The 16,196-nt window shown below is 59.4% G+C and carries 16 protein-coding genes and 1 pseudogene; 7 read left to right on the top strand and 10 right to left on the bottom strand.

Annotation, left to right across the window (positions count from 1 at the left end; all coding sequences use genetic code 11):
* Positions 1-3: 3 nt before the first annotated feature.
* The 6 genes from flgJ to J2Y90_RS13385 all read right to left on the bottom strand — a co-directional run bounded on the left by flgJ (position 4) and on the right by J2Y90_RS13385 (position 6,596).
* Positions 4-1,317: a flagellar assembly peptidoglycan hydrolase FlgJ gene (gene flgJ / locus J2Y90_RS13410; protein WP_253500342.1), complete on the bottom strand. Its 1,314-nt coding sequence runs from the start codon at positions 1,315-1,317 to the stop codon at positions 4-6.
* An 11-nt stretch (positions 1,318-1,328) separates the two neighbouring features.
* Entirely contained in the window at positions 1,329-2,417 is a 1,089-nt protein-coding gene (locus J2Y90_RS13405) for a flagellar basal body P-ring protein FlgI (RefSeq protein WP_024012083.1), read from the bottom strand.
* 27 nt (positions 2,418-2,444) lie between these two features.
* Positions 2,445-3,140, bottom strand: coding sequence for a flagellar basal body L-ring protein FlgH (gene flgH, locus J2Y90_RS13400; RefSeq protein WP_042607505.1), 696 nt, complete (start codon positions 3,138-3,140; stop codon positions 2,445-2,447).
* 51 nt (positions 3,141-3,191) lie between these two features.
* Entirely contained in the window at positions 3,192-3,977 is a 786-nt protein-coding gene (gene flgG, locus J2Y90_RS13395; protein ID WP_016771111.1) for a flagellar basal-body rod protein FlgG, read from the bottom strand.
* 45 nt (positions 3,978-4,022) lie between these two features.
* Positions 4,023-4,763, bottom strand: a complete 741-nt coding sequence (locus J2Y90_RS13390; protein ID WP_039761110.1) for a flagellar basal body rod protein FlgF — start codon at positions 4,761-4,763, stop codon at positions 4,023-4,025.
* 270 nt (positions 4,764-5,033) lie between these two features.
* Entirely contained in the window at positions 5,034-6,596 is a 1,563-nt protein-coding gene (locus tag J2Y90_RS13385; protein ID WP_253500340.1) for a sigma-54-dependent transcriptional regulator, read from the bottom strand.
* A 390-nt stretch (positions 6,597-6,986) separates the two neighbouring features.
* On the opposite strand from J2Y90_RS13385, the gene phhA reads away from it, so the two are divergent.
* The 6 genes from phhA to J2Y90_RS13360 all read left to right on the top strand — a co-directional run bounded on the left by phhA (position 6,987) and on the right by J2Y90_RS13360 (position 11,441).
* A complete protein-coding gene (gene phhA, locus J2Y90_RS13380; RefSeq protein WP_253500338.1) occupies positions 6,987-7,778 on the top strand; it encodes a phenylalanine 4-monooxygenase in 792 nt (263 codons plus the stop codon).
* Positions 7,779-7,894: 116 nt separating this feature from the next.
* Complete coding sequence (locus J2Y90_RS13375; RefSeq protein ID WP_253500336.1) at positions 7,895-8,251, top strand: 4a-hydroxytetrahydrobiopterin dehydratase; 357 nt, start codon at positions 7,895-7,897, stop codon at positions 8,249-8,251.
* Entirely contained in the window at positions 8,251-9,444 is a 1,194-nt protein-coding gene (locus J2Y90_RS13370) for an amino acid aminotransferase (RefSeq protein ID WP_253500334.1), read from the top strand. Before J2Y90_RS13375 ends, J2Y90_RS13370 begins: the two co-directional genes overlap by 1 nt.
* A 316-nt stretch (positions 9,445-9,760) precedes the next feature.
* Complete coding sequence (locus J2Y90_RS26525; protein WP_016771117.1) at positions 9,761-9,892, top strand: hypothetical protein; 132 nt, start codon at positions 9,761-9,763, stop codon at positions 9,890-9,892.
* A 69-nt stretch (positions 9,893-9,961) separates the two neighbouring features.
* Positions 9,962-10,144, top strand: coding sequence for a hypothetical protein (locus J2Y90_RS13365; protein ID WP_039761215.1), 183 nt, complete (start codon positions 9,962-9,964; stop codon positions 10,142-10,144).
* Between the two features lie 112 nt (positions 10,145-10,256).
* Entirely contained in the window at positions 10,257-11,441 is a 1,185-nt protein-coding gene (locus J2Y90_RS13360; protein WP_253505161.1) for an MFS transporter, read from the top strand.
* A 64-nt stretch (positions 11,442-11,505) separates the two neighbouring features.
* On the opposite strand, the gene J2Y90_RS13355 is transcribed toward J2Y90_RS13360, so the two are convergent.
* The 4 genes from J2Y90_RS13355 to J2Y90_RS13340 form a co-directional block, all read right to left on the bottom strand.
* Positions 11,506-12,822, bottom strand: a complete 1,317-nt coding sequence (locus J2Y90_RS13355) for a hypothetical protein (protein WP_253500332.1) — start codon at positions 12,820-12,822, stop codon at positions 11,506-11,508.
* A gap of 144 nt (positions 12,823-12,966) precedes the next feature.
* Positions 12,967-13,380 carry an alternative ribosome rescue aminoacyl-tRNA hydrolase ArfB gene (arfB, locus tag J2Y90_RS13350; RefSeq protein ID WP_016771119.1) on the bottom strand — a complete coding sequence of 138 codons (414 nt, stop codon included), beginning with the start codon at positions 13,378-13,380 and terminating at the stop codon, positions 12,967-12,969.
* A 212-nt stretch (positions 13,381-13,592) separates the two neighbouring features.
* Positions 13,593-15,005: an amino acid permease gene (locus J2Y90_RS13345; protein ID WP_253500330.1), complete on the bottom strand. Its 1,413-nt coding sequence runs from the start codon at positions 15,003-15,005 to the stop codon at positions 13,593-13,595.
* Between the two features lie 432 nt (positions 15,006-15,437).
* Positions 15,438-15,587 (bottom strand): hypothetical protein, encoded by a 150-nt coding sequence (locus tag J2Y90_RS13340; protein ID WP_253500328.1) that lies wholly within the window; start codon positions 15,585-15,587, stop codon positions 15,438-15,440.
* 198 nt (positions 15,588-15,785) lie between these two features.
* Here J2Y90_RS13340 and J2Y90_RS13335 point away from each other — a divergent pair.
* A pseudogene (locus J2Y90_RS13335) lies at positions 15,786-16,094 on the top strand (leucyl aminopeptidase); the annotation flags it as partial.
* Positions 16,095-16,196: the final 102 nt, after the last annotated feature.

The raw sequence follows: 16,196 nt of genomic DNA, 5'->3' as shown, positions 1-16,196 counted from the left end.
GCCTTATAAAGGCGTGGTGGAGACACCCGCCGCAGCGTAGTTTTCAAAACTGTTCATCTGCTTGGCAATTTGCGAAATCTTCGTCGCGTAGTTCGGGTCGGTGGCGTAACCGGCCTTCTGCAACTCGCGTACAAACTGTTCTGGGTTATCGGCCGACTTCAGCACTTCTTGATAGCGATTGTTGCTCTGCAGCAACGTCACCAGATCGTGGAAGCTGTCCTTGTACGAGGCGTAGGAACGGAACTCGGCCGTCTCCTTGACCATCGCACCATTGCGGAACTCGCTGGTGATCGCGCGGGCCGAATCGCCCTTCCAGTTGCTGCTCGCCTTGATGCCGAACAGGTTGTGGCTGCTGCTGCCGTCCTGGGCGCGCATGACCGATTTGCCCCAGCCGGTTTCCAGTGCCGCTTGCGCCACCAGATAACGCGGATCGACGCCGATGCGGTCGGCGGCTTCCTTGGCCATCGGCAGCATGGTGTTGACGAATTCGTCGGCGGAACTGAAGGCCTTCTTCGCCGGCGCCAGCGGAATCTGCGCCATGGCGCGCCCGTAGACCTGCATCTGCCCGCCGGCGGCTTTCTGCTCTTCGGCACGGGCCAGCCAGTCGCCGTTGTACAACGCGCCGGAACCGCTGATGGCGGTGGTCGCAGCACGTTGCGGCAAGGCGTTGGTCGCGGCCGTCGTGGTGGTCGCAGTGGCAGCGCTCGGCGCCGACGGCACCAGGCCTGCGAGCAAGCGATCGGCCAGTTTCGGCGGCAGCGCCAGACGCCGCTGATTGATCAGCGCCATGTCGTTGCGATGGGAAATGTCAGTGTTCGGCGCATGCACCGAGCGCGACGCCCACAACGGACGCTCGCCGTTGACGCGCGACAGCGGGCCGGTGGCGACGGTGCCGGCGGCAACCGGCGTCGGCACCGCGGCGGCCTTGGCCAGCGCTTCCTGTTGCTTGGCGGCGGACGCGGCCGCAGCCTCGCCCGGCGCCATCGGTTTGTTCTTCGACATCTGCCGGATCAGCACGTCAGCCAGGCCGATACCACCGCCCTCGCGGGACATGGAAACCGCCAGTTGCTGGTCGTACATCTCCTGATATTGCTTGGCGGCCGGCGTGTTCAGCGGGTTGTCCTGGCCGAGGGCTTCGGTGGCCGAACGCATCGACTTGAGCATTTCGCCGAGGAACAGCGACTCGAATTCCTGCGCAACCTTGCGCATGTTTTCGTCGCTGTTCTTGTCGCCGACCTTGAGCTGGTTCAGACGATTGAGGTCGGAGTAGGAACCCGAATCGCTGCTGCTGACCAGACCGCTTTTGCGCATATCCATGGTGGCCGGCCTCAGATCACGATCAGGTCGGCTTGCAATGCGCCGGCCTGCTTCAGAGCTTCGAGAATCGCCATCAGGTCACCCGGTGCCGCGCCGACCTGGTTCACCGCACGGACGATCTCGTCGAGGGTGGTGCCCGGGCCGAACTTGAACATCGGCTTGGCTTCCTGCTCAGCATTCACCCGCGAGCGCGGTACGACGGCGGTCTGGCCGTTGGACAGCGGGCCCGGCTGGCTGACGATCGGGTCTTCGGTGATGGTCACGGTCAGGCTGCCGTGAGTCACGGCGGCTGGCGACACTTTCACGTTCTGGCCGATGACGATGGTGCCGGTGCGCGAGTTGATGATGACCTTCGCCACCGCCTGACCCGGATCGATTTCGAGGTTCTCCAGGATCGACAGGTAGTCGACGCGCTGGCTCGGATCCAGTGGCGCAGTCACGCGCACCGAACCGCCGTCGATGGCTTGCGCAACGCCAGGGCCGAGCATGTCGTTGACCTTGTCGACGATGCGCTTGGCGGTGGTGAAGTCGGAGCGGTTGAGGTTCAGCGTCAGGCTGTTGCCCTGGTTGAAACCGCTCGGCACCGCACGTTCCACCGACGCACCGCCAGGGATGCGACCGGCCGACGGAACGTTGACGGTAATCTTCGAACCGTCACGGCCTTCGGCATCGAAACCGCCGACCACCAGGTTGCCCTGAGCGATCGCATAGACGTTGCCGTCGATACCCTTGAGCGGCGTCAGCAGCAAGGTGCCGCCACGCAGGCTCTTGGAGTTACCGATCGAGGACACGGTGATGTCGACCTGCTGACCCGGTTTGGCAAATGCCGGCAGATCGGCACTCACCGACACCGCCGCGACGTTCTTCAACTGCACGTTGCCCGATCCCGGCGGCACCTTGATGCCGAACTGCGAGAGCATGTTGTTGAAGGTCTGCAGGGTGAACGGGGTCTGCGTCGTCTGGTCACCCGTGCCGTTAAGCCCGACCACCAGGCCATAACCGATCAATTGGTTGGAGCGCACGCCGGAAATGCTGGCGATGTCTTTCAGCCGCTCGGCGTGTGCGGTGAAGGCCGCAGACATCAGTAATGCGGCCACCATAAGGCTTTTCAGATTCAACGTAGCCACCTAGAAAGGGAACAGCGGGCTGAGGAAGAAACGGTCGAACCAGCCTGGCTGACTCGTATCGGCAAACGCGCCGGTACCCGAGTAGGTGATGCGCGCATCGGCGACGCGGGTCGACGACACGGTGTTGTCGGTCGCGATGTCATCGGCGCGGACCATGCCGGCGATGCGCACCAGTTCGTCACCGGTGTTGAGCGTCAGCCACTTCTCGCCACGCACGGCGATGATGCCGTTGGGCAGCACGTCGGCCACGGTCACGGTGATCGAGCCGGTCAGGCTGTTGCTCTGCCCGGACTTGGCGTCGCCCTTGGTCGAACGGTCGGCGCTGTAGCCGGCGTTGAGACTCAGGTCGTTGCCACCGATCGGGTTGTTGGTGGTCAGGCTGGAGCCGAACAGCGAGGTCAGACCGATCTTGTTGTCGCTGTTCTTGTCCATCTGCGAGTTGGCGTTCTTGCTCGCCTGGGTGCGCTCGTTGAGGGTGATGGTGATGATGTCACCGACCCGGAACGCCTTGCGGTCGCTGTACAGGTTCTGCTCGAAGCCGGCCTGATAGATCGAACCGTTGTTGGCAGCCGCCGGCAACGGTGTGCGCGGCAACACCGGGGCGTAGTAAGGGTCATTGGGCTTGGGCGCCGGAGCGACGCAGCCCGCGAGCGAGACGACCCCACCCAATGCCAGAACAGATACAAAGCGCTTCATGACCCTACCTCACGGTGTTGCTGGCGACCTCAGGCCGCCCCATAGACTGGATTACAGATTCTGCGTTACGAACGAGAGCATCTGGTCGGCGGTGGAGATCACCTTGGAGTTCATCTCGTAGGCGCGTTGAGTGGTGATCATGTTGACCATCTCTTCAACGGTGCTGACGTTGGAAGTTTCCAGGGTGTTCTGCAGCGTGGTACCGAAACCGTTCAGACCTGGAGTGCCGATTTGCGGCGCGCCGGAAGCAGCGGTTTCCAGGAACAGGTTGTTGCCCACGGCTTGCAGGCCGGCCGGGTTGATGAAGTCGGCGGTCTGCAGGTTGCCGATCACTTGCGAGGCCGGGTTGCCGGCGATGGTGATCGACACGGTGCCGTCACGGCCGACAGTGAAGGTCTGCGCATCGTTCGGGATGATGATCGCCGGTTCCAGAGCGAAACCGCTGGCATTGACGATCTGGCCATTGGAGTCGAGGTGGAACGTACCGTCACGGGTGTAGGACGTGGTGCCGTCCGGTTGCAGGATCTGGAAGAAACCGCGACCGTCGATGGCCATGTCCAGCGGCTGCTCGGTGGTTTGCAGGCTGCCGGCGGTAAAGTTTTTCTGGGTGCCGACAATGCGCACACCGGTACCCACTTGCAGACCCGACGGCAGTTCGCTGTCCTGGGTCGACTGGGCGCCTGGCTGACGCTTGATCTGATAGAGCAGGTCCTGGAACTCGGCACGGTCACGTTTGAAACCCGTGGTCGAGACGTTCGCCAGGTTGTTGGAAATGGTGGTCAGGTTGGTGTCCTGGGCGGACAGACCGGTTTTGGCAACCCATAGAGCCGGAAGCATTCGATTCTCCTCGTGCGCCTGTTTTACGGCGCGACGTTCTGATAATTAGCTGATCTGCAAGACCCGAGCCATGGCCTGGTCGTCGTCTTTGGCGGTGTTCATCATCTTGACGTGCAACTCGAACTGCTTGGCCAGGGCCAGCACCGAAGTCATTTCTTCCACGGCATTGACGTTGCTCGATTCAAGGAAACCCGAGACCAGTTTGACGTTGGCGTCGGCTTGCGCCGGCTGGCCGTCCTTGGTGTAAATCGAACCGTCGAGACCTTTGTTCATGTTCTTGATGTCCGGGTTGACCAGCTTGATGCGGTCGACTTCGGCCATCACGCGCGGGCCTTCACCCATGGCGCGGATGCTGATGGTGCCGTCTTCGCCGACTTCGACCTGCTGCTCGGGCGGCACGGCGATCGGGCCGCCATTACCGATCACCGGCATGCCGTTGCCGGCGCGCAGTACGCCGAGGGCGTCGATGTTGAGGCTGCCGGTGCGCACGTAGCTTTCGCCGCCATTAGGGTTCTGCACGGCGATGAAACCGTTGCCGGATACCGCGACGTCGAGTTCACGACCGGTCTGCACCAGCGAGCCCGGGGTGAAGTCGGTGGCGGGACGCTCGCTCATGGCAAACGCACGCGCCGGAAAGCTGTCACCAAACACCGGCATCGACCGCGCCTGTTCGAGGTCGCGCTGAAAGCCGTTGGTGGAGATGTTCGCCAGGTTGTTGGCATGCGCCCGCTGCGCCAACGCGTTCTGGCTGGCGCCGGTCATTGCCACATAAAGGTACTTGTCCACTGTGTTTCCTCTGCATGCCGGACGTTTGCCGCCCACCGCTGTACTGCTCAGCCATAAGCAATTTGCAGACCAACTTTTTATTGGCGGACGAAGGCCCGGTAAACAGGGGGCTTGAGGGAATCAGAGGGGGGAATCTGAAATGTGCAGAAGACGAAAAACCGGCGGTGTCATGCCGCTTCGCGGCAAGAGAGCAAAAGATCGCAGCGTTCCGCAGCTACAGGGAACCGCGTTCCAAATGTAGGAGCTGCCGAAGACTGCGATCTTTTGATCTTAAGCTTCGCTGTCTTTGCCAACCTCATACTCACGCAGCTTGTTGGCAATCGTGGTGTGCGAAACACCGAGCCGCTTGCCCAGTTGCCGGCTGCTCGGGTGTTCGGAATACAACCGCTCCAGCACCGCTTTCTCGAAGCGCCCGACGATCTCGTCGAGATTTCCATCCAGGGAAAAATCGCCAAGCGGCTGACGCACGCCGTAATCCGGCAGGCGAATATGTTCTGCCTTGACCTTGCCGCCGTCACACAACGAAACCGCCTGGAACAGCACGTTCTCCAGTTGCCGCACGTTGCCCGGCCAGTGGTAATGGCTGAGCCGCTCCATCGCCGCCGGGGCCAGTTTCGGCAGCGGGCAGCCGATCTGCCGACTGGCCTGATCGAGGAAGTGTTCAACCAGCGGCGTCAAACCGTCGAGGCATTCGCGCAGCGGCGGAATGTGCAGCGACAGCACGTTCAAGCGGTGATAGAGATCCTGACGAAACTCGCCGCGCGCGCACAGTTCGGACAAGTCTACCTGGGTGGCGCAGATCACCCGTACGTCGAGATACACCTCTTCATCGCTGCCGACACGACGGAAGCAGCCGTCCTGAAGAAAGCGCAGCAATTTGACCTGCAAGCGCGGGCTCATCTCGCCGACACCATCGAGAAACAACGTGCCGCCAGCAGTCAATTCCAGCAGACCGAGCTTGCCTTCAGCGCGCGCGCCTTCGAAGGCGCCGGGGCCATAGCCGAACAGTTCGGTCTCGGCCATCGATTCCGGCAACCCGGCGCAGTTGAGCGCCATCAATGGTGACTGCCCACGCGGACTCGCGAGGTGGCAGGCGCGCGCGAGCAGTTCCTTGCCGGTGCCGGTTTCGCCTTCTATTAATAGCGGCGCATCCAGCGGCGCCATGCGTCGCGCTTCGCGGACCACGGCGGCCATCACTTTCGAACTCTGGAAAATGCTGTCGAAGCCGCGCAATTCCTGCTTGCGCACATTGTAGATGCGCTCGCCGACGCGATCAGCGCGGTGCAAAGTCAGCACTGCGCCGGCCATGGCCTCGCTGTCGTCGTGTTCCGATTGCAGCGGCGCGATGTCGGCAAGAAAGATGTCGCCCTTGACCTTGACCCGCATACCGTTGATTCGCGATTTGTTGGCGCGCACCAGTTCCGGCAGGTCGAAATCCTCGGCGTACCGCGACAGCGGAATCCCCGGCACTTCATCGACGCGCACCCCGAGCAACTGCGCCGCCGCGCGGTTGGCCGCCACGATCGAGCCGCCCATGTCGATCGACAACACCGGAAATTCCAGCGCGCCGAGCAGCGCGTTCAGTTCCATGTGCCGACGCTCGCTGGGCATCAGCCCGACGCGCTTGACCCCGAATACTCCGCCAATCGCCTCGAACTTCGGCCGCAGCGCCTGGAACTGGATGTTGATCAGGTTCGGACAGTGCAGATAGATCGCATTGCCATGCTCACCACCCACCTCGCCGCGCGCGACGTTGATCCCGTACGCCACCAGCAGATTGAGAATGTCGCGCAGGATGCCGATGCGGTTCTGGCAGTGGACTTTGATGCGCATAGGAAAAGGCCTGACAAGACTGGAAAATTGACACCCCCCTGTGGGAGCGAGCTTGCTCGCGAAGACGGCGGCACATCCTGCATTGATGTGTCAGGCCCACCGCTTTCGCGAGCAAGCTCGCTCCCACAGGGGAATCGCGTTGCGCGCCGAACTGTTTTTCGTCGAGGCACGCAGATAGTTGTCAAGATTATGTGACAGCCACCGCCCTTTTCAAACCCGCCAATCGCCGTAAATGCGCATTAACCGACAAAGCGTAACGATAACTTTACGAAACCAGCAGAATTTTCCTACGCACACACGGCTAAACATGCTGCATGCCCCACCACTCTCGGGTATTCCTTTACCCATCGCTGGACATAACAAAAACGAATTTCCTAGCAGGAGAGCAGCATGAAGCAGACGCAATACGTGGCTCGCGAGCCCGATGCGCAAGGTTTTATCGACTACCCCGCCGAAGAACATGCGGTGTGGAACACGCTGATCACTCGCCAGTTGAAGGTGATTGAAGGTCGCGCGTGCCAGGAATATCTGGACGGTATCGAAAAACTCGGTCTGCCCCACGACCGCATCCCGCAACTGGCCGAGATCAACAAAGTCCTCGGCGAGACCACTGGCTGGCAGGTTGCCCGGGTGCCGGCGCTGATTCCTTTTCAGACGTTCTTTGAATTGCTCGCCAGCAAGCAATTTCCTGTCGCCACTTTCATTCGCACCCGCGAAGAACTCGACTACCTGCAAGAGCCGGACATCTTTCACGAGATCTTTGGCCACTGCCCGCTGCTGACCAATCCGTACTTCGCTGAATTCACCCACACCTACGGCAAGCTCGGCCTGCAAGCGACCAAGGAAGAGCGCGTGTACCTGGCGCGGTTGTACTGGATGACCATCGAATTCGGTCTGGTCGACACCCCGCAGGGCAAGCGCATCTACGGTGGCGGGATTCTGTCCTCGCCGAAAGAAAGCGTTTACTGCCTGTCGGACGAGCCTGAGCATCAGGTTTTCGATCCGCTTGAAGCCATGCGCACGCCGTATCGCATCGACATCCTGCAACCGCTGTACTTCGTCTTGCCGAATCTCAAGCGCCTGTTCGATGTCGCCCATGAGGACATCATGGCCATGGTTCGCCAAGGCATGCAGTTGGGCTTGCACGCGCCGAAATTTCCGCCGAAACCCAAAGCCGCCTGAACCGCGACTTTTGCTGACAATTGCGCCTGTCCGTCGCCGCCACTTTGCTTTAGCGTGACGACATTGACGGCACACGCGCTTTAATAAAAAAACACACTCGTTTTCAGGAATACACCATGTCGACTTTGAACCAAGCCCACTGCGAAGCCTGCCGCGCCGATGCGCCACAAGTCAGCGATGAAGAACTGCCGATCCTGATCAAGCAGATCCCTGACTGGAACATCGAAGTACGCGACGGCATCATGCAGCTGGAGAAAGTTTTCCTGTTCAAGAACTTCAAACACGCGCTGGCGTTCACCAACGCCGTGGGCGTAATCTCCGAAGCCGAAGGTCACCACCCGGGCCTGTTGACCGAATGGGGCAAAGTCACCGTGACCTGGTGGAGCCACTCGATCAAAGGCCTGCACCGCAACGACTTCATCATGGCTGCGCGCACTGACGAAGTGGCGAAGACCGCAGAAGGACGCAAGTAATGCACTTCGACGCCATCGGCCGGGTCCCCGGCGATCCGATCCTCGGTTTGATGGAGGCCTATGCGCAGGATGCCAATCCGCGCAAGTTCGACCTCGGGGTTGGCGTCTACAAGGACGCCCAGGGCCTGACGCCGATCCCGGAAGCAGTGAAAATCGCCGAAGCGCGGCTGGTCGAAAGCCAGGACACCAAAACCTACATCGGTGGCCACGGCAATCCGCTGTTCGGCAAGGTCATCAATGAGTTGGTGCTCGGCGCTGACTCACAACTGATCGCCGAACAACGCGCCGGCGCCACCCAGACCCCGGGCGGCACCGGCGCCCTGCGCCTGGCCGCCGACTTCATCGCCCAATGCCTGCCGGGCAAAGGCGTGTGGTTGAGCAACCCGACCTGGCCGATCCACGAAACCATTTTCGCCGCTGCCAAGGTCAAGGTCAGCCACTACCCGTACGTCGGCAGCGACAACCGCCTCGACATCGAAGCCATGCTCGCCGTGCTCAGGGAAGTGCCGAAGGGCGACGTGGTGCTGTTGCATGCGTGCTGCCACAACCCGACCGGTTTCGACCTGAGCCATGACGACTCGAAGCGCGTGCTGGAAGTGGTGCGCAGCCGCGATCTGCTGCCGCTGATCGACTTCGCCTATCAGGGTTTTGGTGATGGTCTGGAGCAGGACGCCTGGTCGACCCGGTTGTTCGCGGCGCAGGTGCCAGAGCTGTTGATCACCAGTTCCTGCTCGAAGAACTTCGGCCTGTATCGCGACCGTACCGGTGCGCTGATCGTCTGCGCGACCAGCGCCGACAAGCTCATCGACATCCGCAGCCAACTGGCCAATATCGCCCGCAATTTGTGGTCGACACCGCCGGACCACGGCGCAGCAGTGGTCGCGACCATCCTCGCCGACCCAGAGCTTAAAGCGCGCTGGGCCGATGAAGTGGAAGCAATGCGTATGCGTATCGCGCAGTTGCGCAGCGGCCTTGTCGAGGCGCTGGAACCGCATGGTTTGCGCGAGCGTTTTGCGCACATTGGTGTGCAACGCGGGATGTTCTCCTACACCGGCCTGTCACCAGAACAGGTGAAGCACCTGCGCGAACGCCACAGTGTGTACATGGTTAGTTCGGGCCGGGCGAACGTCGCCGGCATCGACGCCACCCGCCTCGCATCGCTGGCGGACGCCATTGCCGACGCCTGCAAATAATCCCCCCGCCCGACTGATCGTTCCCACGCTCTGCGTGGGAATGCCTCTTCGGACGCTCTGCGTCCGCTTTGGGACGCAGAGCGTCCCGGGCTGCATTCCCACGCGGAGCGTGGGAACGATCGACACTGCCTTCGCGAGCAGGCTCGCTCCCACATTTGTTTTGTGGTGACCTTTGGGAGGTGCCCTCCCCTGCGGCCATCTGTCGCATTAATTTGAATTAAAAGTCTGATTGTCATTTTTCCTGCTGTATCCTGCGCAAGCTTTGTAAAAGCGCGGAGCACCTGATCTATCAACAGACTTAGCGAGGAGCGCAACCATGCACGAGATCCCCAATCTCCCCTTCCCGAGCCTGCACGTACCTGAGCAGACGACCCCGCAACACGCCGGCGCTGAAAAGCCCGAGCCGCAAGAAGCCGCTGACAGCCGCAAAGCCGACAGCGAAGAGTAAGACCCGCCGTACAGACCGTGTGGAAAGCGCTAACATGCGCTTTCCACACTGCCTGAACCCGAGCCCGCCATGACCGACGAATTCTCCGAAAGCCAAGCTGCCGTACTGATCGGCGCCACCGAGAAAATGATCGAGATCTGGAATCGCCTCTCACCCGAGAAGCAAGCTGCCCTGCTCGAACGTTTCGGCAGCGAAGAAAACGCCCTCGCCGCCCTCGTCACCACGCAACTGGTTGCCCCGGCGAAATCCTGAAAGCGCCGCCCGGCAAATAGTTTTACTTTTCCCCGCCTCTGAACGGTTCACGCCGGTATCATGAGCAGCCTGTCTAATCTGCTGCTCCCGTGGATCGTTACCCATGTCGTCTATATCCGAACCCCAGCGCCCCCTGGCGGTTACGCTGCAAGTAGTCTCCATCGTCCTTTTCACTTTTATCGGTTACCTGAACATCGGCATTCCGCTCGCCGTGTTGCCGGGCTACGTTCACAGTGACCTTGGTTTCGGTGCGGTGATCGCCGGCCTGGTGATCAGCGTGCAATACCTCGCCACCCTGCTCAGCCGTCCGTATGCCGGCGAGATCATCGACAACCAGGGCAGCAAACGCGCGGTGATGATTGGCCTCGCGGGTTGCGGCTTGAGCGGTGTGTTCATGCTGATTTCCGCGTGGACACCGAACCTGCCGCTGCTCAGCCTGATCAGCCTGCTGATCGGCCGCCTGGTACTGGGTAGCGCCGAGAGTCTGGTCGGTTCCGGCTCGATTGGTTGGGGCATCGGTCGCGTAGGCGCAGCGAATACCGCGAAAGTGATTTCCTGGAACGGCATCGCCAGTTACGGCGCTCTGGCGATCGGCGCGCCGTTCGGTGTGTGGCTGGTGAGCCGGCTGGGCTTGTGGAGCATGGGCGTGAGCATCATCCTCCTCGCCCTGCTCGGCCTCGCGCTGGCTTGGCCGAAGACCGCGGCGCCGATCGTCGCCGGTGAACGTCTGCCGTTCATGCACGTGCTGGGCAAAGTTTTCCCCCACGGCTGCGGACTGGCGCTGGGCTCGATTGGCTTCGGCACCATCGCCACCTTCATCACCCTGTATTACGCAACCCAGCATTGGGACAACGCGGTGCTGTGCCTAAGCCTGTTCGGCGCCAGCTTCATCGGCGCGCGACTGCTCTTCGGCAACCTGATCAACCGCCTCGGCGGCTTCCGCGTGGCTATCGCCTGCCTGTCGGTGGAAACCTTGGGGCTGTTGCTGTTGTGGATCGCACCGGATGCGCACTGGGCATTGGCCGGCGCGGCGCTGAGCGGCTTTGGCTTCTCGCTGGTATTCCCGGCACTGGGCGTGGAGGCGGTGAATCTGGTGCCAGCTTCGAGCCGTGGCGCGGCGGTCGGTGCCTATTCACTGTTCATTGATTTGTCGCTGGGGATCACCGGGCCATTGGCCGGGGCGATTGCCGCCGGGTTCGGCTTTGCTTCGATCTTTCTGTTCGCGGCTTTCGCGGCGTTGAGCGGTTTGATTCTGAGTGCATATTTGTTCCGAGTTGCGCCAAAGCACCACTTTTAGTCATCGCGCATTGTTGGCCATTCAGCCGACGCTGAACGGCCAACACTATTTCCGCCGGCGCGCCTTAGCCAATTAAACGGACGATGGCGTAACTGTCGGGCGCTCCACTCAGGCTCGAAATAAATACAATCTTGCGATCCTCCTGGAGCACGAGATCATGAATCACTTGTCCTTTGGGTAACAACACCCTCCCGTTATCACCAAACGCCCCATCCCAGCCCATATCTTGCTCGATACTGGCAATGAATGCCTGGCTGCCTTCTTCCCTACGCAAATCAGCTTGACCCGCCAAGACGATAGTTGATGCCGAATTATAGAGAGCTGCTTTTAATATATAAGTGTCGTTAAAGTCGTCACCTACACTAGCCCCCCATCCTTGCTCCCCAAAATGGCCATCTTCTTCACCATTCATCCCGCGACGTTGAAGCTGGAAAAACAGATACTGCGGAACGCCATTGTTCGACGTACCTACCAGGTAAAACTGAGATCTATCGTCACGCTTCAAAATCACGTTTTTAACCGAAGGCTGCCCGTCATAATAGCCATTGACTCCAAAGCTGGGGTCAACATCACCCTTTGCATCATACCTGCCGACAAACCAACGTTTATCACTAATACCCGTTGAAGCCGCGACGAGATAGTTATCTCCCTGTCGAACAAGATCCTCCCCGGTAACCGAAAGATTTGCGCCTTCTCGAACGATCCTCAGCGACCCGCCATTCCCGAAATTTTCATTAAGAGCCCCGTCATTTTTTACTTTTACTACATAGGCAAGGTCAGAATAATTGTAATCAAGCGAGGTCAGTAGCAACACTCCTCCGTCGTCCAGTAACTCCATGGCGCCGTGGTAATCGCGACCTTTCGCATTCGATATTACCTGCGCTACATGCGCAGTAGAATCCTCAGGCGCCACATCTTGTATTTCCGGATTCCAGATCATGACACCTTTTTTGCCAAACGACGCATCAAGCTGCCCATTCAATTCAAATCGGGCCAACCCACTAGCGCGGTTAACACCTTCTTTCTGAACGAAGAACCCCATTAGATATTTGCGAAGGTTAACATCAAACTTTACGCTGTATGGAAGCGCCAACCCCCAATCCGGGAAAAACTCCGAGAGTTTGAAAATAGCGCCACCCGCCTCGCCGAAACCTTCATCAATAACACCTCTTCCATCCAGCATGAACAAGTAAGTCGTTTCTAACTCTTCGGAGGTTGCACCGCAGAGAATCCTGTCTGGCTGAGTAAGAGTAGTCACGGCCCGTGCCTGAAGACGCCGACGACCTGCTCCATATAGATAGACTTTGCTGCCAACTCCAAAATTATTATCGGGAGTGCCACGGCCGGTTTCGTGATTACTGGAATCAAATGAGTCCTTCATATACTTTCCTTGAATTAAAGAATTACAAGACTCATTAAATCCATTTCAGCAATGAAGCACACCTGTCAGATATGACAGTCAGTTAGAATAAAAAACTATAAAAAAGCGATACAACTACCGATTGCCTACTCGGACTGCAGCTTTTTAAAAGTCCACTTTGCCGCGCCCGGCCTTGATGCTGCCGCGCTTGGTTTTCGACTCCAGCCGACGCTTCTTCGAGCCGAGGGTCGGCTTGGTCGGGCGGCGTTTCTTTTCCACTTTGGTGGCGCTGAGAATCAGCTCGACCAGCCGCTCCAGCGCGTCGGCACGGTTGGCTTCCTGGGTGCGATATTGCTGCGCCTTGATGATCAGCACGCCGTCGCTGGTGATACGGCTGTCGCGCAGTGCGAGCAGGCGTTCCTTGTAGAACTCCGGTAACGACGAGTTAGGAATGTCGAAGCGCAAGTGCATGGCGCTGGAGACCTTGTTGACGTTCTGCCCACCCGCGCCTTGCGCGCGGATGGCGGTCAACTCGATCTCGGCATCCGGCAGATGCACATTGTTGGAAATCACCAGCATGGAAAAGCGTCCGTAATCAGAGCGTGCAGGATAACCTGATTCACTCAACTCCTGTGGGAGCGAGCCTGCTCGCGAAGGCGGTGTGTCAGTCGGTAAATGTGGTTCTGGTATTGCGCCTTCGCGAGCAGGCTCACTCCTACAGGGGATTTGCGTTGACCCTGAAAACAACAAACCCGGCACTCTGGCCGGGTTTGTTGTTTCTGCATGCGCAGTTATTTCGCTGTTGCAGCCACCACTGGCTGCACACTGCGCTTGTTCTTGATCAGGTAGCAGACCCACATGAACACCACCCACACCGGAATCGCGTACACCGAGATCTGAATCCCCGGGATCAGCAGCATCACGCCGAGGATGAACACCACGAACGCCAGGCAGACGAAGTTGCCGTACGGGTACCACAGCGCCTTGAACAATGGCGTCTGTTTGGTCTGGTTCATGTGCTGGCGGAACTTGAAGTGCGAGTAGCTGATCATCGCCCAGTTGATCACCAGCGTTGCAACCACCAGCGACATCAGCAGTTCCAGCGCATGTTGCGGGATCAGGTAGTTGAGCAGCACCGCAACCAGGGTCACTGCCGCCGAAGCCAGAATCGAGCGCACCGGCACGCCGCGCTTGTCGATCTTCGCCAGCGCTTTCGGCGCATCGCCCTGCTCGGCCATGCCCAGCAGCATGCGGCTGTTGCAGTAGGTGCCGCTGTTGTACACCGACAACGCGGCGGTCAGTACGACGAAGTTGAGGATGTGCGCAGCGGTATTGCTGCCGAGCATCGAGAACACTTGCACGAACGGGCTGCCGCTGTAGGAATCGCCGGACGCGTTAAGGGTTTCCAGCAGGCTGTCCCACGGCGTCAGCGACAGCAGGATTACCAGCGCGCCGATGTAGAAAATCAGGATGCGGTAGATCACCTGATTGATTGCTTTAGGAATCACGGTTTTCGGTTTGTCGGCTTCAGCCGCGGTAAAACCGAGCATTTCCAGACCGCCGAAGGAAAACATGATGATCGCCATGGCCATGACCAGACCGCTCACGCCGTTGGGGAAGAAACCGCCGTGGGACCACAGGTTGCTCACCGAGGCTTGCGGGCCGCCGTGGCCGCTGACGAGCAGGTAGCTGCCCAAGGCGATCATGCCGACGATGGCCACGACCTTGATGATCGCAAACCAGAACTCGGCTTCACCGAAGACTTTGACGTTGGCCAGGTTGATCGCGTTGATCAATACAAAGAATGCCGCAGCGGAGGCCCAGGTCGGGATGTCCGGCGCCCAGTAATGAATGTACTTGCCGACCGCGGTCAGCTCGGACATGCCTACCAGGATGTACAGAATCCAGCAGTTCCAGCCCGAGAGGAAACCGGCGAAACCGCCCCAGTATTTATGCGCGAAATGGCTGAAGGAACCGGCCACCGGCTCTTCAACGATCATCTCGCCGAGCTGGCGCATGATCATGAAGGCGATGAAGCCGCAGATGGCGTAGCCGAGAATCATCGACGGGCCGGCGGATTTCAGTACCCCGGCCGAGCCGAGGAACAATCCGGTACCAATCGCGCCACCGAGGGCGATCAGTTGAATATGGCGATTTTTCAGGCCGCGTTTCAGCTCGCCTGATTGCGAGGGTTGTCCACTCATGAAAAAGGTCTCACGCAAGGTTTGATGATGTTCAGTAGACGTTGCTGCAAGGTTGCGATTTCAGGCAGCCCCGATCAAACCCCAGCGCAGGCACCAGGAGTTCAGCTTATTTACAACGGTCATGCGTCACCTGTTTGTTTTTATCTGTGACGAAATCGAACCCGGCACGCTTGTGGCGCGGCGGAGTGAACAAGGCGGATAGCCTCGAGATTTTGCGATTACGCAGAGGGTCACAGTTAAAACGCGGCGCATTGTACACCGCTAACCCCCTGCTGCCAGACCCGCCTGATCAGCGTGTCGGTTGCCGGGATTGCGTGTGTCCGCCTCGACAGTCTCGAGCGGCTGCAAAATATGAGTCAGGCCGTTGCGGGCCATCGACGGGGACGAGGAGAAAACCGTCCCACGGGGAGAAGTGGAAATCAGTCGCGGCGTTCATTGCGCCTCCTTCTTGTTATTGGCCTGCACCACAGGCATGCCGCGCATCTCACCCTGCCTGAACGCTGGAAACAAGCGCACCAGAGCCTCGCGCAGCGCCCGATCGAACGGGGTACGGAAGCTTTTCCTTACAAGCGCGCGCAACACGTGAAAGCACCGTATACACCGCGCCCAATCGTCAGCTTTTCTTTACACTCCGTAACGTAAATTTTCCGAATCAGAAATTTCCGAAGGATGTCTGCATCTTGACGGTAGCTAGCTTGCTATCGAATTCAGTCACCCAGTTTTTTGTTTTCAAACAAGAAAACCGATCCAGAAAAACAGAACAAAAGGTCTATTTAAGAATTGGAACTGTGGATCGAGAACTCGACCATCAGCCGCATCGTCACCGACGTACCGTGGCTGGAACATGACTTCAACAAATACCTGGACGCCAACCCGTCGAATCGGCGGATCGAGGAACTGGGGATTGGCACCAACGAAGGCGTGAAAGTCCTGTATGCGCGCAACGCCGGCTTCGAAGAACGGCACTGTGGGCTGCATCTCGGCCTGGGCGGCGGGGCCAAGGGCAGCCATCACCTGGACCTGATCTTTTCTGGCGGGGTGTTGGCGCTGGATGACAAGCCGGTGTTTGATGGGCGGTTTGTGTTTTAGGCGACTGACGCCTTCGCGAGCAGGCTCGCTCCCACAGGGGATTTATGTAAGCCGCAGATGATCGTTCCCGCGCTCCGCGTGGGAATGCAGTCCGGGACGCTC

Origin of the sequence: Pseudomonas koreensis (genome assembly GCF_024169245.1) — a bacterium.
GTDB lineage: Bacteria > Pseudomonadota > Gammaproteobacteria > Pseudomonadales > Pseudomonadaceae > Aquipseudomonas > Aquipseudomonas koreensis_F.
Note: the sequence above shows the minus strand (reverse complement) of the source record. Positions and strands in the feature narration are given on the sequence as shown.